General features: G+C 68.6%; 17 protein-coding genes. 4 read left to right on the top strand and 13 right to left on the bottom strand.

Annotated elements, in window-relative coordinates:
* Positions 1-3 precede the first annotated feature (3 nt).
* The 7 genes from mraY to RIN43_RS09500 all read right to left on the bottom strand — a co-directional run bounded on the left by mraY (position 4) and on the right by RIN43_RS09500 (position 7,041).
* Positions 4-1,113 (bottom strand): phospho-N-acetylmuramoyl-pentapeptide-transferase, encoded by a 1,110-nt coding sequence (mraY, locus tag RIN43_RS09470; protein WP_309128658.1) that lies wholly within the window; start codon positions 1,111-1,113, stop codon positions 4-6.
* Entirely contained in the window at positions 1,110-2,522 is a 1,413-nt protein-coding gene (murF, locus tag RIN43_RS09475) for a UDP-N-acetylmuramoyl-tripeptide--D-alanyl-D-alanine ligase (protein ID WP_309128659.1), read from the bottom strand. Before murF ends, mraY begins: the two co-directional genes overlap by 4 nt.
* A 32-nt stretch (positions 2,523-2,554) precedes the next feature.
* Positions 2,555-4,339 carry a penicillin-binding protein 2 gene (locus RIN43_RS09480; RefSeq protein WP_309128660.1) on the bottom strand — a complete coding sequence of 595 codons (1,785 nt, stop codon included), beginning with the start codon at positions 4,337-4,339 and terminating at the stop codon, positions 2,555-2,557.
* A 20-nt stretch (positions 4,340-4,359) separates the two neighbouring features.
* The gene (locus RIN43_RS09485; protein WP_309128661.1) at positions 4,360-4,920 is read right to left on the bottom strand and encodes a hypothetical protein; all 561 of its coding nucleotides are present in this window, start codon (positions 4,918-4,920) and stop codon (positions 4,360-4,362) included.
* Positions 4,917-5,855: a 16S rRNA (cytosine(1402)-N(4))-methyltransferase RsmH gene (gene rsmH, locus RIN43_RS09490; RefSeq protein WP_309128662.1), complete on the bottom strand. Its 939-nt coding sequence runs from the start codon at positions 5,853-5,855 to the stop codon at positions 4,917-4,919. The genes RIN43_RS09485 and rsmH overlap by 4 nt, the downstream gene beginning before the upstream one ends.
* A 97-nt stretch (positions 5,856-5,952) precedes the next feature.
* Positions 5,953-6,384, bottom strand: coding sequence for a division/cell wall cluster transcriptional repressor MraZ (gene mraZ, locus RIN43_RS09495; RefSeq protein ID WP_309128663.1), 432 nt, complete (start codon positions 6,382-6,384; stop codon positions 5,953-5,955).
* A 270-nt stretch (positions 6,385-6,654) separates the two neighbouring features.
* A complete protein-coding gene (locus RIN43_RS09500; protein ID WP_309128664.1) occupies positions 6,655-7,041 on the bottom strand; it encodes a DUF3040 domain-containing protein in 387 nt (128 codons plus the stop codon).
* Positions 7,042-7,134: 93 nt separating this feature from the next.
* On the opposite strand from RIN43_RS09500, the gene RIN43_RS09505 reads away from it, so the two are divergent.
* The gene (locus RIN43_RS09505) at positions 7,135-8,211 is read left to right on the top strand and encodes a polyprenyl synthetase family protein (protein WP_375163732.1); all 1,077 of its coding nucleotides are present in this window, start codon (positions 7,135-7,137) and stop codon (positions 8,209-8,211) included.
* A 39-nt stretch (positions 8,212-8,250) separates the two neighbouring features.
* On the opposite strand, the gene RIN43_RS09510 is transcribed toward RIN43_RS09505, so the two are convergent.
* The gene (locus tag RIN43_RS09510) at positions 8,251-8,595 is read right to left on the bottom strand and encodes an Rv2175c family DNA-binding protein (RefSeq protein WP_309128666.1); all 345 of its coding nucleotides are present in this window, start codon (positions 8,593-8,595) and stop codon (positions 8,251-8,253) included.
* Positions 8,596-8,720: 125 nt separating this feature from the next.
* On the opposite strand from RIN43_RS09510, the gene RIN43_RS09515 reads away from it, so the two are divergent.
* Positions 8,721-9,890 carry a LysM peptidoglycan-binding domain-containing protein gene (locus RIN43_RS09515; protein ID WP_309128667.1) on the top strand — a complete coding sequence of 390 codons (1,170 nt, stop codon included), beginning with the start codon at positions 8,721-8,723 and terminating at the stop codon, positions 9,888-9,890.
* Positions 9,891-9,981: 91 nt separating this feature from the next.
* Positions 9,982-11,934 (top strand): Stk1 family PASTA domain-containing Ser/Thr kinase, encoded by a 1,953-nt coding sequence (gene pknB / locus RIN43_RS09520; protein WP_309128668.1) that lies wholly within the window; start codon positions 9,982-9,984, stop codon positions 11,932-11,934.
* A gap of 123 nt (positions 11,935-12,057) precedes the next feature.
* On the opposite strand, the gene RIN43_RS09525 is transcribed toward pknB, so the two are convergent.
* Together RIN43_RS09525 and RIN43_RS09530 are read right to left on the bottom strand one after the other, a co-directional pair.
* Positions 12,058-13,395: a class II 3-deoxy-7-phosphoheptulonate synthase gene (locus tag RIN43_RS09525; RefSeq protein WP_309128669.1), complete on the bottom strand. Its 1,338-nt coding sequence runs from the start codon at positions 13,393-13,395 to the stop codon at positions 12,058-12,060.
* Positions 13,396-13,468: 73 nt separating this feature from the next.
* Positions 13,469-14,167: a lysophospholipid acyltransferase family protein gene (locus RIN43_RS09530; protein WP_309128670.1), complete on the bottom strand. Its 699-nt coding sequence runs from the start codon at positions 14,165-14,167 to the stop codon at positions 13,469-13,471.
* Between the two features lie 117 nt (positions 14,168-14,284).
* On the opposite strand from RIN43_RS09530, the gene RIN43_RS09535 reads away from it, so the two are divergent.
* Positions 14,285-16,111, top strand: a complete 1,827-nt coding sequence (locus RIN43_RS09535; protein ID WP_309128671.1) for a long-chain fatty acid--CoA ligase — start codon at positions 14,285-14,287, stop codon at positions 16,109-16,111.
* A gap of 104 nt (positions 16,112-16,215) precedes the next feature.
* On the opposite strand, the gene RIN43_RS09540 is transcribed toward RIN43_RS09535, so the two are convergent.
* From RIN43_RS09540 to RIN43_RS09550, 3 genes are read right to left on the bottom strand one after another with little or no spacing between them, the layout of a single operon-like run.
* Positions 16,216-16,707 carry a peptide deformylase gene (locus RIN43_RS09540; RefSeq protein ID WP_309128672.1) on the bottom strand — a complete coding sequence of 164 codons (492 nt, stop codon included), beginning with the start codon at positions 16,705-16,707 and terminating at the stop codon, positions 16,216-16,218.
* Entirely contained in the window at positions 16,707-18,881 is a 2,175-nt protein-coding gene (locus RIN43_RS09545) for a MinD/ParA family protein (protein ID WP_309128673.1), read from the bottom strand. Before RIN43_RS09545 ends, RIN43_RS09540 begins: the two co-directional genes overlap by 1 nt.
* Before the next feature lie 42 nt (positions 18,882-18,923).
* Positions 18,924-22,331: a pyruvate carboxylase gene (locus tag RIN43_RS09550; RefSeq protein ID WP_309128674.1), complete on the bottom strand. Its 3,408-nt coding sequence runs from the start codon at positions 22,329-22,331 to the stop codon at positions 18,924-18,926.
* Positions 22,332-22,363 lie beyond the last annotated feature (32 nt).

Here is a 22,363-nt window from a genome sequence, read left to right on the forward strand (position 1 = left end):
GCGTCATCCCAGGGAGGCCTGGGCGAACCAGTCCACGTAGAACAGTCCGACGGCGGATGCGGCGAGCAGACCCGCGATGATCCACAGGCGCACCACTATCGTGACCTCCTGCCACCCGCGCATCTCGAGATGATGGTGGAAGGGGCTCATCAGGAACAGGCGCTTGCCGCGGGTGATCTTGAAGTACAGCCGCTGCAGGATCACAGAGCCGGAGGAGATCACGAAGATTCCGGCGATGACCAGCAGCAGCAGCTCGGTGCGGGTCAGGATCGCCATCGCGGTGATGACCCCACCGATGGCCATCGAGCCCACATCGCCCATGAACACCTTGGCCTTGGGCGCGTTCCACCACAGGAACCCGATCAGTCCTCCCGCGAACGCTGCGGCGACCGTGGCGAGGTTCAGTGGCTCGCGCACCTCGTAGCATCCTGCGAGACCCATGCCCTCGCCGACGCACGACTGCTTGAACTGCCAGAAGGCGATCAGCCCGTACGAGCCCACCACGAACACTCCTGCGCCGGCCGCGAGACCGTCGAGGCCGTCCGTGAGGTTGACGCTGTTCGACGTGGCGACGCCGATGATCGAGATCCAGATCAGGTACAGGATCCACCCGAGCACGGCGCCGAAGGCGAACAGGTTGAGCCAGGAGATGTCGCGGAAGAGGGACACGTGCCCACTCGCGGGGTACTGGCCGAGCGAGTTCGGGAAGTTCAGCGCCACGACGCCGAACGGGATGAGCACGAGCAGCTGGCCGACGATCTTGCGCCAGCCCGAGAGGCCAAGGCTGCGCTGGCTGCGTACCTTCATGTAGTCGTCGATGAATCCGACGACGCCGAACCCGACCATCAGCCACAGCACCAGGATCGCCGACAGCGCCGGCGTGCTGCCGCCGAACAGGACCCCCGCGAAATAGCCGACCACCGTGCCGACGATGAAGATCAGGCCGCCCATCGTGGGGGTGCCGCGCTTGGCCCCGTGACTGGGGTTCGCGATGTCTTCGGGGGTGCGGATGACCTGCCCCCAGCCGATCCTGCGGAAGACCTTCAGGAACACCGGGGTCAGGAAGAGGGAGAAGGCGAGCGAAATCGCCGTCGCCATAAGCAGAGACCTCACGAGAACGATTCTCCCAGACGATCGCCGAGATGCCGGAGCCCAACGGAGTTGGATGACTTCACGAGCACGCGATCACCGTCGCGCAGCTCGCCGCGCAGATACTCGAAGGCGGCGTCCTGGTCGGGCAGGTGCACGGCCTCACCGTCCCAGGAGCCCTCGCCGACGACGGCGAGATAGAGCCGGCGCGCCTCGGGCCCGACCACGACGATGCGCTGGATGTTCAACCGCACCGCCAGCAGTCCGATCCGGTCGTGCTCCTCGCCTGCGGCATCCCCGAGCTCGCTCATCGCGCCGAGCACGGCGACGGTGCGCTCCCCCGGCCCTGTGATCTGTGCGAGCGTGCGCAACGCCGCGGCCATCGAGTCGGGGCTGGCGTTGTAGGCGTCGTTGATGATGCGCACGCGATCGCCGCCGAGGGGCTGCATCCGCCACCGCTCGGCGATCTCGACGGTCTCGAGCCGTGCGACGGCGGCTTCCGCCGGCACGCCGAGCACGCCTGCGGACGCGATGGCGGCCAGCGCGTTGCCGACGTGATGCGCCCCGAGCACCTTCAGGTGCAACGGGGTGCGCCGGCCGCCCGCGACGACGGTGCAGGACGTTCCGGATGCCGTGACCTCGATCTGCTCTGCGCGGATGTCCGCCGCAGTCCCCTGCCCGAACGTCACGACGTCCATGCGGCGCTCGGCTGCGATCTCCCGCATCGCCCAGACCCGCGGGTCGTCGGCGTTCAGCACGGCCGTTCCGCCGAGCCGTGCTGACTGCACGAGCTCCGACTTGGCCTTCGCCGTCTGCTCGATGCCGCCGAATCCGCCGGCGTGCGCCATGCCGACCATCAGCACCACGGCGACGTCGGGCTCCACGAGACCGGCGAGGGCGGCGATGCTGCCAGGGCCTGCCGCGCCGAACTCGCAGACGAGGTACCGGGTGTCGGCCGTGACGCGCACCATCGTGAGCGGAGCGCCGACTTCGTTGTTGTACGACCTGATGGGGGCGACCGTCTCGCCCTCCTCGGAGAGGATGCGGGCGAGGAAGTTCTTCGTCGTGGTCTTGCCGTTGGAACCCGTGATGCCGACGATCCGCAGAGCGCCGGCCGCGCGAACCCGGGCCACCACGGCGCGAGCGAGGTCGGCCAGAGCCTGCACCGCAGAGGCGACCACGACCTGAGAGACCTCGGCGACGACCGGCCGCTCCACGATCGCGAGCACCGCGCCGGCGTCGACTGCTGCGGAGACGTACCGGTGACCGTCGGTGCTCTCCCCCGGCTTGGCGACGAAGATCGCGCCCGGTTCCATGACACGCGAGTCGGTGTCGACCACGCCGTCCACGACGGTCTGCGGGGTGTCGGCGCCGGCGAGGCGCAGCTCACCGCCGAGGATGTCGGCGATCTCTGCGAGGGACAGGGCGATCATGTGGCATCTCCATGCGCGGCGGATGGCCGGCGCTAGTCGAATTTGGGAAGCAGCGTGTCCATGGGCTGCGAGGAGGGCGCGACGCTGTAGGTCTTCATCACCTGGGTCATCGCCTTCTGGAAGGCGCTGGCTGTCGCGGCTGAAGATCTGATTCTAGTCGGCTCGTCCAGGGTGACCACGACGACGTACTTCGGGTCTTCGATGGGCGCGATGCCGACCATGTTCGTGAAGTACACGCCCTGCTTGTACCCGCCCTTGCCGTTCTCCTTCTGTGCGGTACCGGTCTTCGCGCCGATGCGGTAACCGGGCACCTCGATCGACTTCGCGTTCCCGCCCTGCACGGCGACGTTCTCGAGCATGCGGCGCACATCGGCGGCGGTCTTCTCGGAGATGATCTGCTCGGTGGCCGGCTTCTCGGCGTCGACGACGGTGCCGTCGGCCGAGGTGCACGACTCGACGAGCGACAGCTCGACCTTCTTCCCGCCGTTCGCGATGGCCTGGTACGCCCCGGCGATCTGCGCCGGTGTCACAGTGAAGTGCTGACCGAACGTCGTCGTGTACAGCGACTGGCTGTCCCACTCCGAGGCGGGATGCAGGATGCCGCGCGCTTCGCCGTTCAGCCCCACCGGGGTGCGCTGACCGACGCCGAACTTCTGCAGGTACTCGTATCGGCTCTGCGCAGTGACCAGCGAGCCGAACTTGGACATCGACACGTTGGACGAGTCGATCAGCGCACCGGTGAGCGTGTACTCGTAGATCGGGTGACGGAAGGGGTCGTTGATCACCGCGCCGTTCGGGAAGTTCTCTCTGGAGGGGGCCGTGACATGCGACAGCGGGGTCGCCTTGCCCTGATCGATGACCGACGCCGCGGTGATGGGCTTGAACGTGGAACCGGGCTCATAGGCGTCCGAGAAGATCCTGGAAGTCCAGTACTTCGGTGCCACCGCGTTGATGTCGTTCGGGTCCAGCGCGGGGTACTCCGCTGCTGCGCGGATCTTCCCGGTCTCGACTTCGACGACCGTGATCGAGCCGCCCAGCGCGCCCTGCTTCTTCGCCTCCTCGGCGATCACCTGCTGCAGGTACCAGTTCAGGTCGCTGTCGATCGTGAGCTGCACGCTGCCGCCGTCGACGGCTGGCGTCACCCGCTCGCTGCCGGGGATCTTGTTGCCCGTCTTGCCGATGAGGAAGGTCTCCTCGCCGTTCTGCGGTGCCAGGCACTGCTTCTCGGTCTCCTCGACACCGTACTGGGCCTTGCCCTCGCCGTTGAGGAAGCCGAGCATGTTGCCGGCGACCGCGCCGTTGGGGTACACGCGCACGGAACGCGCATACATGGCCAGATACGATCCGAGCCCCAGGTCGCGCAGTTCGAGATACTGCTCTGTGGAGAGGCCCTTCGCGAGCTCCAGGTACTGCGAGTTCGGGTCCTCGGCCAGCCTCTCGGCGACCATCCCGCGCACCTCGTCGCCGCTCCTGCCGATGATCTCGGCGATCCGCTCGCTCGCCTCGGCCCACGGCAGCTTCGGCGGTTTCTTGCCGTTCTCGAGCTCAGTGATGACGGCCGGCGAGAGCTGCGCGTCGTAGACGAACGTGCTGGATGCGAGCACTGTGCCGTCGGTGTCGACGATCTCGCCGCGCGCACCGGCGATCGTGCGGGTCGTGCCGAGGTTTCCGACCTTCAGGGAATCTGCGACGTGCTCGTCGGCGCGCACCACCTGGATGTCGACCAGGCGGACGATGAACGCCGACAGCACCGCGAGGATGACGGCCAGTGCGACGACCGTGCGCCGCCGCGGCCCGCGTGTTGCTCGTGTGGTCATCGGCGGTCTCCGTTCCGGTGTCAGTGCGTCGTGGGCGAGGGCAGTCCGTCGGTGACGGCGGGCGGCAGTGCGGGGGACGGATTGTCCTGAGCGGTGGAGTCCCTGGCCTCGTCGTCCGTGGCGGACGACGGCGGGACGAGCAGGGCGTTGCCGACGGAGGCGGCACCGTTCGGGTTCACCGTCGATGTCCAGTCGGCGCCCCGGCCGGCGCCGAGCACCGAGCCGTCGCTGAGACGCAGGTACGAGGCGGGACCGGCCACCACGAGCCCGAGGCCGTCGGCCTTCACAGCCAGCGACTGCGGCGAGCTGAGGGCGACCAGCTCGTCGTTCAGCGCCTGCTTCTGCAGCGTGAGCTCGCGGTGCTGGGCGGTGAGATCTCGCAGCACGAAGGAGTCCTGCGTGGACGCGAGTGAGACCGCCATCTGAGCGGCGCCGATCGCCAGCGCGCCGCCCACCGCGAGTGCGGCGTAGGCCAGTTTGGGCCGGCGTCTGGTCGCCGGTGCGGCGACAGGGCGCAGCCGCGGCGCGGTCGCCCTGCGAGGCTCAGAACGAGGGTGGACGCGGGCAGCATCGGCGCTCATGTCGTCTCCCTCAGCTTCTCGGCGGCGCGGAGCCGCACCGGGATCGCCCGGGGGTTGCGCGCCTTCTCCTCATCGCTCGCCAGTTCGGCGCCCTTGGTGAGCACCTTGAACCGTGGAGCGTGCTCGGGCAGCTCGACCGGAAGTCCCGCCGGAGCGGTCGAGGCGGAGGCGGCTGCGAAGGCCTGCTTGATCAACCGGTCCTCGAGCGACTGATACGACATCACGGCGATGCGGCCGCCGACGGCCAAGGCGTCCATCGCGGACGGGATCGCGTCGGCGAGCACGTTGAGCTCGGAGTTGACCTCGATGCGCAGGGCCTGGAACACCCTCTTGGCCGGGTGCCCTGCTCGCTGGACGGCCGCCGGGGTGGCCGCGACGAGCAGATCCACCAGTTCGCCGGAGCGCACCAGGGGGCTCTTCGCGCGCGCTTCGACGATGAACCGCGCGTATCGTCCCGCCAGCTTCTCCTCGCCGTAGCGCTCGAAGATGCGGCGCAGCTGTCCTTCGCTGTACTCGGCCAGGATCTGCGCAGCCGTCGTGCCCTTGGTCTGGTCCATCCGCATGTCCAGCGGAGCGTCCTTGGAGTACGCGAAACCGCGGTCGGCCTCATCGAGCTGCAGCGACGAGACGCCGAGATCGAACAGGATCGCCGAGGCGCCCTGAGCATGCAGTCCGATCTCGTCGTAGACGGTGTGCACCAGGGTGACCCGGTCACCGAAGGGTGCCAGCCTCTCCCCCGCGATGCGCAGCGCATCGGTGTCGCGATCGAGTCCGATGAGCCGGATCGCCGGGAAACGCTCGAGGAAGGCTTCGGAGTGCCCGCCCATACCGAGCGTGGCGTCGACGAGCACGGCGCCGTCGTGCTCGAGCGCAGGCGCCAGCAGCTCGATACAGCGATCGAGCAGGACGGGGGTGTGGATGTCGCGGAGGTTCATGATCTTCTTCCCGTGACCGCCGGCTCTGATTCCTCTCCGCTCGACCCGGCACCGGGGAAGTGTGTCGGGGCGGAGCGGCGAGGCATCACAGCCGTGGTCAGAACAATCCGGGAATCACCTCCTGCTCCAGATCTGCGTACGTGGACTCATTGCTCTCCAGATATGCGTTCCATGCGGACGCATCCCAGATCTCGGCGTGGGCGCCGACTCCTGTGACGACCAGCTCCTTCTCGAGACCGGCGTACTGACGCAGGTGCCCGGGAATCGTGATCCGGTTCTGGCTGTCGGGCATCTCGGCGCTGGCGCCGGAGAGGAACAGCCGCAGGAAGTCACGGGCCTGCTTGTTGCTCAGGGGCGCCTGGCGGATGCGGTCGTGCATCGCCTCGAACTCAGCCGTGCTGAACACGTAGAGACAGCGCTCCTGGCCGCGAGTGACCACGATGCCGCCGGCGAGATCCTCGCGGAACTTCGCGGGGAGGATGACCCTCCCCTTGTCGTCCAGCTTCGGAGTATGCGTCCCCAGCAACATCGGCCATCACCCCCATTCGTTCCGGCCAACTCGAGGTGCGCACCACTTTACTCCACTTCCCTCCACTTTCCTACGCTCATTTGTGCGTCTCCGAGCCGATCGTCAGCTTCGGAAGACGCAGAACCCCCGTGATCTCGCGGAATCACGGGGGTGGAGGGCAGGTGGAGGCTGGTGGAGGAGAAGTGGAGGATACAGCCGGCGAAGGGGGTTAACGAAAAAGCGAACCCGGATGCTGTGCATCCGGGTTCGAGAGTTCAGCCGACGGCTGTGTCAGCGCTCTTCCTGGCGCCGGTCCCATCGGTCGTTCATGCGATCCATGAAAGAGGCGTCTCGTGAGCGCGGAGTGCGATTCGCGGATCTGGGGGCTGCCCCCGGGTCGCGGCGCACCGGAGTGAAGGCGAGCATCGCGCCACCCAGCATGGCGAGGAAGGCGACGACGCCGATCACGATGCTCCAGACGGGGCCGATCTGACCCCCGGACGCGACGGCGGCGATGAGCCCGCCGATGCCGACCAGCAGCAGGAGGGCTCCGTACACGAGATTCCGGTAGCTCAGCGCGCGGTCACCTGACGGTGCCGTCACCACGTCGGCATCATTCTTGAGGAGATGGCGTTCCATCTCGTCGAGCAGTCGCTGCTCCTGTTCGGAAAGAGGCATTTCCATCCCCCTATGGTCGGTCAATCCAGTCTACTCTCGCGGGAGGGCGGGCGGCTAGCCGATCACCCTCAGGTTCCTGCATCTAGGCTGAGAATCGTGCCCTCTTCACACGTGGCAGACGCCGTCGCCGCCCGCCTCGACGTCTTCATCGCCCGAATCCTCGACGGCAGCACGGAGTACGGCCCAGACGCCACCCTGTTCCTCGACGCGGCGGCAGCCACTCTGCACGGAGGCAAGCGTCTGCGGGCACGGTTCTGCCACGCCGGCTGGCTCGCCGCCGGAGGACCGGAGCACGGCACCGACGCCCTCTGGGGACTCGGCGCGGCTCTCGAGGTCTTCCAGTCCGCCGCGCTCGTGCACGACGACCTGATCGACAATTCGGACACCCGCCGAGGACGCCCCGCCGCGCACAGGGCGCTGGAGTCGCTTCACCGCGATGCCGGGTGGCAGGGGGATGCGGAGTCGTTCGGCCGATCCTCGGCGGTGCTGCTCGGCGACCTGCTGGTGGCCTGGAGCGACGACATGCTCGAGGCGGCGCTCGCGGAGCATCCCCACGCCGCCATGACACGTGAGGAATACGCCCGGATGCGGCGCGACGTGACCGTGGGGCAGATGCTCGACATCACCGAGGAGTCCGCGTGGAGCACGGCCCCGGCGGACACGCTGCTCGACCGCGCGCTGCGGGTCGCCTCTTTCAAGTCCGCCAGATACAGCGTCGAGCAGCCGCTGGTGCTCGGCGCGTCGCTCGCCGGCGCCGACCCGGCGACTCTGGCTGCACTGCGCGGGTTCGGGCACCCGGTCGGCATGGCTTTTCAGCTGCGCGACGATGTCCTCGGAGTCTTCGGCGACCCCGCGGTGACAGGCAAGCCGGCCGGCGACGATCTGCGCGAGGGTAAGCGCACTGCGCTCATCGCGATCGCGCGCGGTCGCCTCTCCGACGCTGATCGAGCGACTCTGGACGCCGCGATCGGCGACGCAGGGCTCTCCCCCACCGAGGTCACCGCGCTGCAACAGCTCGTGCGCGACACCGGCGCCCTCGAGCGCGTGGAGGAGATGATCGACGACTACAGCGCCCAGGCCGAGACGGCGCTCACCGGATCGGCACTGAGCGGGACGGCGATCGATCAGCTGCGCGAGCTCGCATCGGCGGCCGTGGCCCGCCGAGCCTGACGCGGCACCGGAGGGCGGTCGGCCACCGTCAGACGCAGCTCATGCGAGCGTGCGCGCGACGCGACGGACCTCGCTCTTGTGACCGTCCAGCAGTGCGGCGATGGGAGTGCGCCCGAGCGACTCCTCCTCGGCGAGCATCCAGTCGATCACTTCGTCGTCGGTGAACCCGGCATCCTGCAGCGCGATGACGGTGCCGCGCAGCGATGACAGCGGCCGTCCGTCCACGATGAAGATCGCCGGCACCGCCAGGGCACCGCTGCGACGCGAACCGACCAGGTGCCGATCATCGAGCAGGCGGCGCACGCGCCCCGGCGTCTCGCCGAGGACCTCGACCAGATCGGGGATCGTCAGCCAAGCAGTGGGTTCAGGGGCGTTCTCAGACACATCTCAACTATGACACCTGCCCGCCCGCGCCGTTTCATTCCCATCTGTCACACCAGCCACTTCTGTTGACAACTCTTTACTTCCGTGTCAGCGTGTCTTGAGTCGGAAAAGGGGGAGCGATTGATATGAGCACTCGGACCAGGCGCGCTCGCGCAGTGCAGCTGACCATGCCCGCCGCCGTGCTAGGAACGCTCGCCGCGGCCTTCACCGCCAGCCCCGCAGAGGCTCAGGAGCAACGGCCGACCGGCCTGGTGCCGGCCTCGACGCCACGTCCGGCCGTCGCTCCCCTGCACGTCGCCAGTGCGGCGACTGTGCGACCGACGGCAGCGCGACCCACGTCGTACACGGTCAAGCCGGGCGACACGGTCAGCAGCATCGCGTCGCGGCACGGGCTGCGCACCGTCGATGTGCTGAGCTGGAACGGGCTCGGCTGGCGATCCGTGATCTACCCGGGTCAGAAGCTTCGACTCGCTGCTTCCGCCACTACCCCTACCCCCGCTCCGAAGCCGGCGTCTTCGACCAGTCCGGCCGCACAGACGCACACCGTCGTCCGCGGCGACACCGTCTACGCGATCGCGCGGAAATACAAGACGACGGTGGCCGCCATCGTCGCCGCCAACCGACTCGGGGCCGCCGCGGTCATCCACCCTGGACAGAAGCTCAAGGTGGGCGCCGCGCCGGCGATGCAGCCCGTCCCGGCCTCGACCTCCTCCCCCACCAAGGCGAAATCGCACACGGTGGTGGCCGGCGACACCCTGTTCGCCATCGCGAAGAAGTACGGCACCACGGTGGCGAACCTGCTCGCAGCCAACGGGCTCGGCAACGGCAGCATCATCTATCCCGGTCAGACGCTCAAGCTGGCCGCGCCGAACGGGCAGCGATTCGCCGCGCTCGACTCCACCCAGAGGGCGCACGCCGCCCACATCATCCGGGTCGGACGCGAGCTCGGCGTCCCCGACCGCGGCATCGCCATCGCTCTCGCCACAGCCATGGTCGAATCGTCCATGCGCAATCTGAATCACGGCGACCGCGATTCGCTCGGCCTGTTCCAGCAGCGGCCCAGTCAGGGCTGGGGCACCCGCGCACAGATCACCGACGCCGACCGCAGCATCCGTGTGTTCTACGGTGGCCCGAAGGATCCGAACGGCGCGAACACCCGCGGCCTGCTCGACATCCCCGGCTGGCAGAAAAAGCGTTTCACCGACGCTGCACAGGCCGTGCAGATCTCGGCCTTCCCCGAGCGCTACGGTCAGTGGGAGCAGCAAGCACACCAGTGGCTCGCCACGCTGCGTTGACACGCCTGACGCGCGGATCCGTCACCGGATCGCAACTTTGCGGGGTGAGCCGTTGCCCGGCCTCACAGCCTGACCTTCATAGACTTTGTCTGTGACGACCAACCAGCAGGCCGACCCCCTCATCGGGCGGCTTGTCGACGGTCGGTACCGGGTACGCGCCCGCATCGCCCGCGGCGGGATGGCGACGGTGTACGTCGCCACCGACATGCGGCTGGAGCGTCGTATCGCGCTCAAGGTGATGCACGCGCACCTCAGCGATGACTCCGCGTTCCAGAGCCGCTTCATCCAGGAGGCGCGCGCAGCGGCGAGGCTCGCCGACCCGCACGTCGTCAACGTGTTCGACCAGGGCCAGGACGGCGAACTCGCCTACCTGGTGATGGAGTACCTGCCTGGAATCACACTGCGCGAGCTGCTGCGCGAGCAGAAGCGGCTCACGGTGGCGCAGACCATCACGATCATGGACGCGATCCTCTCAGGGCTCGCCGCTGCGCACCGCGCCGCGATCGTTCATCGTGACGTGAAGCCCGAGAACGTGCTGCTCGCCGAGGACGGCCGCATCAAGATCGGCGACTTCGGCCTGGCCCGCGCGACCACTGCGAACACCGCGACCGGCGCTCAGCTGCTCGGCACCATCGCCTACCTCGCCCCCGAGCTCGTCACCCGCGGGACGGCGGACGCACGAAGCGACATCTACGCCCTGGGAATCATGCTCTACGAGATGCTGGTCGGCGAGCAGCCGTACAAGGGCGAGCAACCGATGCAGATCGCGTTCCAGCACGCCACCGAGCAGGTGCCCCGACCGAGCGTGCGCAATCCCGGAGTGCCCGAGCAGCTCGATGAGCTGGTGCTGTGGGCGACCGAGAAGTCCCCCGAAGAGCGCCCGACGGATGCTCAGGTGATGCTCGACAGGCTGCGCGAGATCGAACGGGAACTGGGCGTGACCCCGGTGACCACCGCCGCGACCGCGCAGATCCAGGAGCACGATTCCGGCGCGGTGACGAAGATCCTCCCCGGCGCCCCTGTGGCCACGCTGGGCACCGACGAGATCACCGCGCCCACCCCCGACAACGCAACCCTCCTTCGGCGCCGCACATCACGACGGCGCGCACGCGGGAGCTTCCTGCTCTCTCTCGTCCTGCTTCTCGCCGTCGTCGCCGGCGGGGTGGGGTGGTGGTTCGGCTCCGGACCCGGCTCGCTGATCCCCGTGCCCGCGGTGGTGGGCCAGACCTTCGAAGACGCGTCTGCGGCGCTCAGCGCGGAGGGATTCACGCCCGAGCGGGCCGCGCAGTCGTCGACGGTCATCGACGCCGGCCGCGTGATCAGCGTCGAACCGGGCGAGGGCGAGCGGATCGAACCCGAGAGCACGGTCACCCTGGTGGTGTCGACAGGGCCGGCCGAGCACACGCTCGAGAAGCTCAGCGGGCAGAGCGTCGACGCGGTGCGCAGCATCCTCGCCGCGAACAATCTCCGGGTCGACGAGGATGCCGAGGAGTACTTCTCCGACCTCGACGACGGTCTGGTGATCAACGTGCGGATCACGCCGCGCGCCGGTGGCGATGCGTACGGCTGCGCGGACGGCTGCGACGTCTTCGAGGACGACGCGGCGACGATCCAGCGATCGCTCGGGCCTGTTCCGGGCGTGGCGGGGAAGTCCGTCGACGAGGCGGTGCGGATCCTCGAGGACGCACGTCTGAAGGTCGCCGACGAACGCCCCGAGGAGTGGAGCGACAGCGTCGCCAAGGGCCTCGTGATCTGGCAGACCTCCGAGCGGCAGGGCGGTGGCCTGTGGCGACCGGGCGACACGATCACGATCGCCGTGTCGAAGGGCCCGCAGCCGCTGCCCATACCGGACGTCAAGGGCATGAGCATCCGCGAGGCAGTCGATGAGCTCACCGAGGCGGGTTTCAAGGTGAACGCCAACATCGAGGATGCCGAGCTGCCGCTCGGCGGCAAGTACTGGGACATCTATCGGGTGCGCAGCTATTCGCCTGAAGGCACCGCTCCCCGCGGCGCCACCATCACCCTGACGCCGACCCTGTTCTGATCGGCGGCGCCTCGTTCGACGGCTCGTCCAGACCGAACGCCCGCTGCGCCTCCGGTCGAGGCGCCGGCAGACGGCAGCGGCCGCCCGTCACTGACGAGCGGCCGCTGCGGAACAGACTGACGTTCAGCGCTTCTCGAGCTCTTCTGCCACGAGGAACGCGAGCTCCAGGCTCTGCATGTGGTTCAGTCGCGGGTCGCACAGGCTTTCGTAGCGCGTCGCGAGGCCGGCCTCGTCGATCTGCTCCGACCCGCCGAGGCACTCGGTGACGTCGTCGCCGGTGAGTTCGACGTGGATGCCCCCCGGGAACGTGCCGACGGCGCGGTGCGCCTCGAAGAACCCGCGCACCTCGTCGACCACGTCGTCGAAGCGTCGGGTCTTGTACCCGGTCGGGGTGGTGATGCCGTTGCCGTGCATCGGATCGGTGACCCACAGCGGCGTCGCGCCGGAGTCCTTGACCGCCTCCAGCAGCGGCGGCAGGGCGTCGCGGATCTTGCCTGCACCCATCCTGGTGATGAACGTCAACCTGCCGGGTTCGCGCTCGGGGTCGAGCTTGTCGATCAGAGCGAGAGCGGTCTCCGGCGTCATCGACGGTCCGAGCTTCACTCCGATGGGATTGCGGATCTTCGAGAAGTAGTCGACATGCGCGCCGTCGAGCTCTCGGGTGCGCTCACCGATCCAGAGGAAGTGCGCCGACGTGTTGTAGGGCGTCCCCGTGCGCGAGTCGATGCGCGTCATCGGGCGCTCGTAGTCCATCAGCAGGCCCTCGTGGCCGGTGTAGAACTCGACGCGCTTGAGCTCGTCGAAGTCTGCCCCTGCGGCCTCCATGAACTTGATGGCCCGGTCGATCTCGGCCGCCATCCGTTCGTAGCGCTGGTTGGCCGGGTTCTGCGCGAACCCCCTGTTCCAGGAGTGCACCTCGCGCAGGTCCGCGAATCCGCCCTGGGTGAAGGCGCGGATCAGGTTCAGCGTCGAGGACGCCATGTGGTAGCCCTGCAGCAGCCTGCCCGGGTCCGCCTGTCGTGACTGTTCCGTGAAGTCGTAGCCGTTCACGATGTCGCCCCGGTAGGCGGGCAGCGTGACGTCGCCCCGCGTCTCGGTGTCGCTGGAGCGCGGCTTGGCGAACTGGCCGGCCATCCGGCCCATCTTCACCACGGGCATCGAGGCCCCATAGGTGAGCACCACGGCCATCTGCAGCACCGTCTTGATCCGGTTGCGGATCTGATCGGCGGTCGCGCCGGCGAAGGTCTCGGCGCAGTCCCCACCCTGCAGCAGGAAGGCGTTACCGGATGCGGCACGCGCCAAGCGCTCGCGCAGGTTGTCCACCTCACCGGCGAACACCAGAGGCGGAAGGGTCGAGATCTGCACAGCCACCTCGGCCACGCGATCGGCGTCCGGCCACGTCGGCTGCTGCTTGATGGGAAGGGATCGCCACGCGTCGAGGTCGGGGTGCGAGGGAAGCATCCCCTCAGCTTAGTGGTCGAGCCGGAGCCCCGACCGCGGTGTGACGTCCGCCCCGCAAGCGCGTGGGACGGGCTCAGCTGCGCGCGGCGGGCTTCGCGGGGAGACGGTTCTTCACGCTCGACGCGTACACGTCGTCATAGCGCTGCCCACCCAGCCTCTGCAGCGCGATCATGATCTCGTCGGTGACGCTGCGGAGGATGTAGCGGTCGTTCTCCATGCCGGCATACCGGGAGAAGTCGAGCGGCTCACCGATGACGACGCCCACGCGCATCACGTTCGGGATACGCCGGCCGATGGGCATCGCCGTGTCGGTGTCGACCATGATCACCGGGATCACCGGGACCTTGGCCTCCAGCGCCATCCGCGCGATGCCGGTGCGTCCGCGGTACAGCCTGCCGTCGGGGCTGCGGGTCCCCTCGGGATAGATGCCGAGCAGATCACCTCGGCCGAGCACCTGCAGCCCGGTGTTGAGGGACGCCTCCGACGCCTTTCCCCCCGAGCGATCGATAGGCAGCTGACCTGTGGCCTTCATGAAGAACTTCGTCGCCCAGCCCTTGATCCCACGGCCGGTGAAGTAATCGCTCTTGGCGAGGAAGGACATGGGGCGATCGATCATCAGCGGCAGGAAGATCGAGTCCGCGAAGGAGAGATGATTGCTCGCAAGAATGGCCGCGCCGCTGGCCGGGACGTTGTCTCGTCCCACAACCCAGGGTCGGAAGATCGCCTTGATCAGGGGCCCGATCACGACGTACTTCATCAGCCAGTAGAACATCGCCTCGCAGTCTAGCGCCGACCCCGGATCCGCGACCGAGTTTCATGTTATGTGCGACTGAATCCCATGGCCTAGACTCAGGTGAAAACCCGCCCGTCCGGTACCGAAGGAGCTGCCGTGGTCCAGTTCGAAGTCCCCGCGATCGTCCCCGCCGACCCCGAGGCGAACATCACCGATCTGCTCGAGCAGCGCGTGGATGCCACCCCCGATCGCGCCCTCTTCTCCGTGCCAGACGGCGAGGGCTGGCGCGACATCACCGCACGCGACTTCCGTACGGCAGTGGTGGCTCTGGCCAAGGGATTCGTCTCCGCCGGCGTCCAGCCCGGCGAGAAGATCGGGTTCATCGCGCGCACCACCTATGACTGGACGCTCGTCGACTTCGCCCTGTTCTACGCCGGGGCGGTCATGGTGCCGATCTACGAGACCAGCTCGCCTTCTCAGATCCAGTGGATCATGGAGGACTCCGGAGCGAGCGCGCTCATCGTCGAGTCCCCCGACCACTTCGCGCGCGTCGATGAGGTGCGCGGCGACCTTCCCCTGGTGCGCGAGGTGTGGCAGCTTCACCTGGGTGCCATCGACACGCTCACCGCTCAGGGCGCCGACATCGAGGACGCCGAGATCGAGCGCCGCCGCAATCTGGCGGTGGGGTCGGACATCGCGACCCTCATCTACACGTCCGGATCGACCGGACGGCCCAAGGGGTGCGTCATCACCCACAGCAACTTCGTCGAGCTGTCGCGCAACTCCGCGAAGGCGCTGAACGCCGTCGTCACGACGCCCGGAGCATCCACCCTGCTGTTCATCACGACGGCGCACGTCTTCGCCCGGTTCATCTCGATCCTGAACGTGCACGCCGGCGTCCGCACGGGTCACCAGCCCGACACCAAGCAGCTGCTCCCTGCACTCGGATCCTTCAAGCCGACCTTCCTGCTCGCCGTGCCCCGCGTGTTCGAGAAGGTCTACAACTCCGCCGAGCAGAAGGCAGAGGCCGGGGGCAAGGGCAAGATCTTCCGCGCGGCCGCGGCCGCCGCCGTCGAGCACTCGAAGCTGCTCGAGGAGGGCAAGAAGGTTCCGCTCGGCCTCAAGCTGAAGTTCGCCCTGTTCGACAAGCTCGTCTACAGCAAGCTGCGCACCGCCATGGGCGGGAACGTCGTGTACGCCATCTCAGGGTCTGCGCCTCTCGGCGCTCGTCTCGGGCACTTCTTCCACAGCCTGGGCGTGGTGATCCTCGAGGGCTACGGTCTCACCGAGACCACCGCTCCCGCGACGGTCAACCTCGCCGACAAATCGAAGATCGGCACTGTCGGTCCAGCGCTGCCGGGCGTGGGCGTGCGTCTCGCCGACGACGGCGAGATCGAGGTCAAGGGCATCAACGTCTTCAAGGAGTACTGGAACAACCCGGAGGCGACCGCAGCGGCGTTCGACGACGGCTGGTTCAAGACCGGAGACATCGGCACCTTCGATGCGGAGGGCTTCCTGACGATCACTGGGCGCAAGAAGGAGATCATCGTCACCGCCGGTGGCAAGAACGTGGCACCGGCCGCCCTGGAGGATCCGATCCGCTCCAACCCGATCGTCGGTCAGGTCGTCGTTGTGGGCGATCAGAAGCCCTTCATCTCGGCACTGATCACCCTCGACCCCGAGATGCTGCCCACCTGGCTGGGCAACAACGGGCTTCCGGCGGAGATGACGCTCGCTGAAGCGGCGAAGAGCCCGGCCGTGCGGGACGAGATCCAGCGGGCGGTGGATCGGGCGAACAAGACCGTCTCGCGCGCCGAGTCGATCCGCAAGTTCAGCATCCTGCCCAGCGAATGGACCGAGGCGAGCGGGCACCTCACGCCGAAGCTGTCGATCAAGCGCAACGTCATCCTCGAGGACTTCGCCGACGAGATCGCCGCGATCTACGACGAGCCGGTGCAGACCACGAACGTACCGCTCGGGTAGGGGCGGCGAGGGGCCCCCACGCCCCTACGGCTCGTGGCAGCGCGAGGCGATGCCATGCTCTCCGGCCGAAGGCCCGGTGAGTTCCTCCCGAGAGGGCGTGGGGATCAGAACCAGTCGCTTTCGCGCACCTGGCGCATCGCCAGCTTGCGCGTGTCAGCCTCGAGTCTGCTGAGGTAGACGATGCCGTCGAGGTGGTCGGTCTCGTGCTGCAGCGCCTGCGCGAGCAGCCCCTCCCCCTCGACGACGACGGGGTTGCCGTCGACGTCGATGCCCTCGACGCGCGCCCACGGGTGACGGGGGGTGTCGTGCCACAGTCCCGGCACGGAGAGGCATCCCTCGCCCGTCGGCACCGGTTCGCCTCGCACCTCGGTGAGCACCGGGTTGATGACGTAGCCGATGTCGCCGTCGATGTTGTAGCTGAAGGCGCGCAGCCCGACGCCGATCTGGTTCGCGGCGACTCCCGCACGCCCTGGCAGCTCGACGGTGTCGACCAGGTCGCGGATCAGCGCGCGGACACCTTCGTCGATGTTCTCGATGGGCGCGCACGCGGAGCGCAGCACGGGGTCTCCATAGAGACGGATCTCGCGAACCGCCATCAGGCCGCCCTCGCCCTCAGGCCCTCGACGAGCGCCGCCGCCAGTTCGCGCGCCGCCTGCCGGGTCTCCGGCTGCAGGCTGGCGAAGTCGATGGCTCCGCCGCCGGCGATCTGCGGATCGTACGGAACCCGCAGCACGTGCCTGGCACGGGTCGAGAAGTGCGCTTCGAGCTCGCTCAGCCGCACCATCGGTGCGCCGGAGGTCGACTGGTTCAGCACCACGATCGCGTCGCGCGCGAGCGCCGCGTGGCCGTTCGTCTCGAGCCAGGTGAGGGTCTCGGAGGCCAGCCTGGCCTCGTCCACGCTGAGTCCCGAGACGATCACGAGCTGGTCTGCGAGGTCGAGCGTGGCCGACATCACCGAGTGCACGATGCCTGTTCCCGAGTCGGTCAGCACCAGCGAGTAGTACTGCGCGGCGACGGCCGCCACATCACGGTAGCCGCTGTCGTCGAACGCTTCCGCGACGCGCGGATCGGCATCGGATGCGAGCACGTCCAGCCGCGTCTCGTCGCGGGCGACGAGGGCCGAGATGTCATGGAAGCCACGGATGCCGTGCTGCGCACGGACGAGGTCGCGCACTGACTTGGCGGGCACACCGACCACCCTTTCGGCGAGTGTGCCGCGATCGGGGTTGGCGTCGACGGCGATCACACGATCGTCGCGTGCGTCGGCCAGTGCCATCCCGAGCAGGGCGGTCACCGTGGTCTTGCCTACTCCGCCCTTGCGTGAGAGCACGGGAACGAACCGCGCGCTGCCCGCGAGAGGCGCGGCGATGCGGGCCGTGAGCTGCTTGCGCTCGCGCGCCTTGCGGCTGTCTCCGATGTTGATGCGTCCCCCGGAGAGCGTGTACAGCAGGTGGCTCCAGGTGCCCTCGGGCTCGGGCTTCGACACTCTCGAGGGGTCGAGCAGCCGGTCGGCGGTGAGCAGGTCGGCGCTCTCGCGAGACGCATCGCCGAGGTCGTCGAGCCGCTTCGCGGTGAGTTCCACGTCGATGCCTGGGCGCGCGACCCCGGATGCCGGGCCGCTCTGGTCGTCGTGATGCGCGGTGTCGTTCACTGGACGGTTCTCCTCTGCGCGCGCCGCGGGCTGCGGCGCGACGTCGGCGGGTGCGGGCACGGTCGTCGCCGCGCGCGCGGCTACGGGCGATTCCTTCGTCAGGGCCGTATCGGACCCGGCCCGTTCGGGCGTGGTCGCGGCCGTTCTCGTGGTTTCGACCTTGGTCGGCTCGGGCCGGACGCTCTCAGCCTTCCTGCCCACGACTTCGGCGGGCTCCGCCTTCGCAGGCTCGGCCTTCGGGGGTTCGGGCTTCGCAGGCTCGGCCTTCGCAGGTGCGGCGGCGGACCGGCCGGACCCGGCCGTCGCCTTGGCTGCGTCGGCGGGAGCGCCGCGCTTCGCAGAGCCGGAAGGTGCGATCGCCGCACTCTCGCCAGCCGATTCGGATGCCGTCGCCTGCGCGGCGTCCGACGCAGCGGGCTTCGAGCTTGCCGTGGCGACATCCGCCTCCTGCGTCGTGTTCCGTCGGGCCGCCGCCGAGGTGGGCGTCTCCGGCTTCGCGTCTGCCGCCTCGGGCGCGGCCTTCTGCGTGCCGTCGGTGCTCTTCGCCGCCGTCCTCTTCGCCGTGTTCTTCGCTGTCGCCTTCGGTGCGGGCTTCTTCGCAGTAGAGGGCGACATCGCCTCGCGGAGCTGGGCCTTCGCCGCGGCCACTGCGGACTCGATGTTCTCCAGCTGAGGAGTATCCTCTGCGGTGACAGCGCCTGCCGGCGCGTCGGTCGAATCGGGCTCGGCCTCGACGGGCTCGGCGTCGATCACGATCTCCTCGCCGGCGTCCGCATGGGCGTCCAAGGGCTCATCGACCTCAGGCTCGGCGTCCACCATCTGCGGCTCGGGGAGCTCGCCGGCGGGCAGCTCTATGACGATGTCGGGGGTGTCCCTGCTCATCCGGGCCACGGTGACCTCGTCCGCGACCGCGGAGGTGTCGATGATCAGGTCCGAGACGATCTCGCCGTCGACCACTTCCTCGTCGGCGAGATCGTCATCGTCGTCCTTGGGCAGCGACACGCTCACCTGAGCGGTGCCGCCGAGCAGGCCGATGCCGGTCGTGTCCGACGACGGGGTGTCGTCGAGCACGCCCAGCGAATCATCCCCTTCGGGATCGGGGGTGTTCTTCGGGGTCACGGTTCAACTCCAAGCTCGGGCGCACTTCACGCCCGGACAAGGTTAGTGCGCCGTGCGGATGACGACCAAAAGGTCACCCGCGTCGACCTGCTGGGTGCCGGCGATCGCGAGCCGTTCGACGACGCCGTCCACGGGCGTGGTGATGGCCGCCTCCATCTTCATCGCCTCGATCGACGCGACGGGATCTCCGGCCCTGACCTGCGCGCCCTCCTCGACCTTCAGCGTCACCGCGCCAGAGAACGGCGCCGCGATCTGGCCGGGCTTGGACGTGTCGGCCTTCTCGACCTCGTGCGCGTCGACCGTGACCGAGCGGTCGCGCACCGACACCGGCCGCAGCTGCCCGTTCAGCGTCGTCATGACGGTGCGCATGCCCTTGGGGTCGGCCTCGCCGATCGCCTCCAGGCCGACGTACAACCGCACGCCGCGCTCGATCTCCACCTCGTGCTCCACACCGGGTACCAGCCCGTACAGGTAGTCGGCCGTGTCGAGCGCCGACAGGTCGCCGTACTCCTCGCAGTTCTGCTGGTAGATCTTCGTGGGTGCGGGGAACAGCAGCTCGTTGAGCATCCGACGGCGCTCGTCCGAGCCGCCGGAGAGGGCTGTCTGCTGCTGATCGGTGAGCGGCGTTATACCCGCCTTCGCCGTCCGTCCGGCGAGCACCTTGCTGCGGAACGGCTCCGGCCACCCGCCCGGCAGGTCGCCCAGCTCGCCCGACATGAAGCCGACGACGGAATCCGGGATGTCGAAGCGCTCGGGGTTGCGCTCGAACTCGTCGGGATCGGCCTTGACGGCGGCCAGGTGCAGGGCCAGGTCGCCGACGACTTTCGACGACGGCGTCACCTTCGGCACCCGCCCGAGGATGCGATCGGCGGCGGCGTACATGTTCTCGATGAGTTCGAAGTCGTCGGCGAGGCCGAGCGCGATCGCCTGCTGCCGCAGGTTGGACAGCTGCCCGCCGGGGATCTCGTGGTGGTAGACGCGCCCCGTGGGGCTGGCCAGACCGGACTCGAAGGGGCGGTACAGCTGTCGCATCGACTCCCAGTACGGCTCGAGATCGGATGCCGCCTGCAGGTCGATGCCGGTGTCCCTCTCGGTGTGCGCCAGCGCTGCCACGAGTGCCGAGAGCGACGGCTGGCTGGTGGTGCCCGACATCGGCGCGGCCGCCGCGTCGACGGCATCCGCGCCCGCATCGGCAGCGGCCAGCAGGGTCGCGAGCTGCCCGCCCGCGGTGTCGTGCGTGTGCACGTGCACGGGCTGGTCGAACCGTTCCCTGAGTGCGGAGACGAGCTTCGCCGCCGCAGCGGGGCGCAGCAGGCCGGCCATGTCCTTGATGCCGATGATGTGCGCGCCGGCCTCGACGATCTGCTCCGCAAGGTGCAGGTAGTAGTCGAGCGTGTACAGCTTCTCGCCGGGGTTGAGCAGGTCACCGGTGTAGCACAGTGCGGCCTCTGCCACCGCGGTCCCGGTGCCGAGCACCGCATCGATCGCGGGTCGCATCTGCGACACGTCGTTGAGGGCATCGAAGATGCGGAAGATGTCCACGCCGGTCGACGCGGCCTCCTGCACGAACGCGTCGGTGACCTCGGTCGGGTACGGCGTGTATCCGACCGTGTTGCGACCGCGCAGCAGCATCTGGATGTTGATGTTCGGCAGCGCGGTCCGCAGGGCGGCCAGGCGCTCCCACGGGTCCTCCGCGAGGAAGCGCAGCGCGACGTCGTAGGTCGCGCCGCCCCAGGCCTCCACCGACAGCAGCTGCGGCGTCATCCGCGCCGTGTACGGGGCGACGGCGACGAGATCCCTGGTCCGAACCCGGGTCGCCAGCAACGACTGGTGGGCGTCGCGGTACGTGGTCTCGGTCACGGCGAGCGGCGTCTGCGCGCGCAGCGCAGCCGCGAACCCTGCCGGCCCCAGCTGCTGAAGCTTCTGGCGCGAGCCGTCCGGGGCCGGTGCGTTCAGGTCGATGCCGGGCAGCTTGTGCGCCGGCCGCAGGGAGAGCGGGTTCTCGCCGTGCGGTCGGTTCACGGTCGTCTCGACCAGCCAGCGCAGGATCTTCGTCCCGCGGTCCTTCGACACGCGGCCGCGCAGCAGCTCGGGGCGCTCGTCGATGAACGAGGTCGACAGATCGCCCTCGGCGAAGGCCGGGTCGTCGAGCACGGCCTGCAGGAACGGGATGTTCGTGGAGACCCCGCGGATGCGGAACTCCGCGAGAGCCCTGCGGGCACGCGACACGGCGCTGGTGAACGAGCGACCGCGGCAGGTGAGCTTCGACAGCATCGAGTCGAAGTAGGGGCTGATCTGCGCACCGGCCGCCGTGGTGCCGCCGTCCAGGCGGATGCCCGCTCCACCGGGCGAGCGGTAGGTCGTGATCTTGCCGGTGTCGGGGCGGAACCCCTGCGTCGGGTCCTCTGTGGTGATGCGGCACTGCAGGGCCGCGCCGCGCAGCTGGATGTCGTCCTGCTCGAGGTCGAGATCGGCGAGGGTCGCGCCGTTCGCGATCTGCATCTGAGCGCGCACCAGGTCGACGTCGGTGACCTCCTCGGTGACCGTGTGCTCGACCTGGATGCGCGGGTTCATCTCGATGAACACCACCTCTCCCACACGGGGCCCTGCGGTCTCGAGCAGGAACTCGACGGTGCCGGCGTTCTGGTAGCCGATCGACCTGGCGAAGGCGACGGCATGACGGTGCAGCGCATCGCGGATGCTGTCGTCGAGGTTGGGCGCGGGCGCGATCTCGATGACCTTCTGGTGACGCCGCTGCACCGAGCAGTCCCGCTCGAACAGGTGCACGATGCCACCCTGTCCGTCGGCGAGGATCTGCACCTCGATGTGCCGCGGGCGCAGCACCGCCTGCTCGAGGAACATCCGCGAATCGCCGAAGGCCGCACCGGCCTCTCGCATCGCCTCGGCGAGAGCCGGGGCGAGCTCCTCGCGGGTCTCGACCCGCCGCATCCCGCGTCCTCCGCCGCCCGCGACGGCCTTCGCGAAGAGCGGGAAGCCGATCTCGTCGGACTGCGCGACGAGCGCCTCCACGTCATCGGAGGCCTCGGTCGAGCGCAGCACCGGCACTCCGGCTCCGACCGCATGCCGCTTGGCCTCGACCTTGTTGCCTGCCATCTCGAGCACCTTGGCGGGCGGCCCGATGAAGGTGATGCCGGCGGATGCCGCCTTCTCGGCCAGATCCGGGTTCTCGGACAGGAATCCGTAGCCGGGGTAGATCGCGTCGGCGCCGGCGTCGAGGGCGACCTTGATGATCTCGTCTACGTCGAGGTAGGCCTGCACGGGGTGCCCGCGCTCGCCGATCTCATACGCCTCGTCGGCCTTCAGCCGGTGCAGCGAGCCGCGGTCTTCGTAGGGGAACACAGCGACTGTGCGCGCCCCCACTTCGTATGCCGCACGGAATGCTCGGATCGCGATCTCACCGCGATTGGCCACCAGGATCTTCTGGAACATGCACACCTCTTGAGAGGTCGATGCGCGCGGTA

Origin of the sequence: Microbacterium sp., from assembly GCF_031178445.1 — a bacterium.
Lineage (GTDB): Bacteria > Actinomycetota > Actinomycetes > Actinomycetales > Microbacteriaceae > Microbacterium.

Bases quoted from the DNA above. Each gene is read 5' to 3' on its own strand.
- murF (WP_309128659.1), bottom strand. From the start codon at position 2,522: ATGATCGCCCTGTCCCTCGCAGAGATCGCCGACATCCTCGGCGGTGAG.
- RIN43_RS09480 (WP_309128660.1), bottom strand. From the start codon at position 4,339: ATGACCACACGAGCAACACGCGGGCCGCGGCGGCGCACGGTCGTCGCA.
- RIN43_RS09485 (WP_309128661.1), bottom strand. From the start codon at position 4,920: ATGAGCGCCGATGCTGCCCGCGTCCACCCTCGTTCTGAGCCTCGCAGG.
- rsmH (WP_309128662.1), bottom strand. From the start codon at position 5,855: ATGAACCTCCGCGACATCCACACCCCCGTCCTGCTCGATCGCTGTATC.
- mraZ (WP_309128663.1), bottom strand. From the start codon at position 6,384: ATGTTGCTGGGGACGCATACTCCGAAGCTGGACGACAAGGGGAGGGTC.
- RIN43_RS09500 (WP_309128664.1), bottom strand. From the start codon at position 7,041: ATGCCTCTTTCCGAACAGGAGCAGCGACTGCTCGACGAGATGGAACGC.
- RIN43_RS09515 (WP_309128667.1), top strand. From the start codon at position 8,721: ATGAGCACTCGGACCAGGCGCGCTCGCGCAGTGCAGCTGACCATGCCC.
- RIN43_RS09525 (WP_309128669.1), bottom strand. From the start codon at position 13,395: ATGCTTCCCTCGCACCCCGACCTCGACGCGTGGCGATCCCTTCCCATC.
- RIN43_RS09530 (WP_309128670.1), bottom strand. From the start codon at position 14,167: ATGTTCTACTGGCTGATGAAGTACGTCGTGATCGGGCCCCTGATCAAG.
- RIN43_RS09540 (WP_309128672.1), bottom strand. From the start codon at position 16,707: ATGGCGGTTCGCGAGATCCGTCTCTATGGAGACCCCGTGCTGCGCTCC.
- RIN43_RS09550 (WP_309128674.1), bottom strand. From the start codon at position 22,331: ATGTTCCAGAAGATCCTGGTGGCCAATCGCGGTGAGATCGCGATCCGA.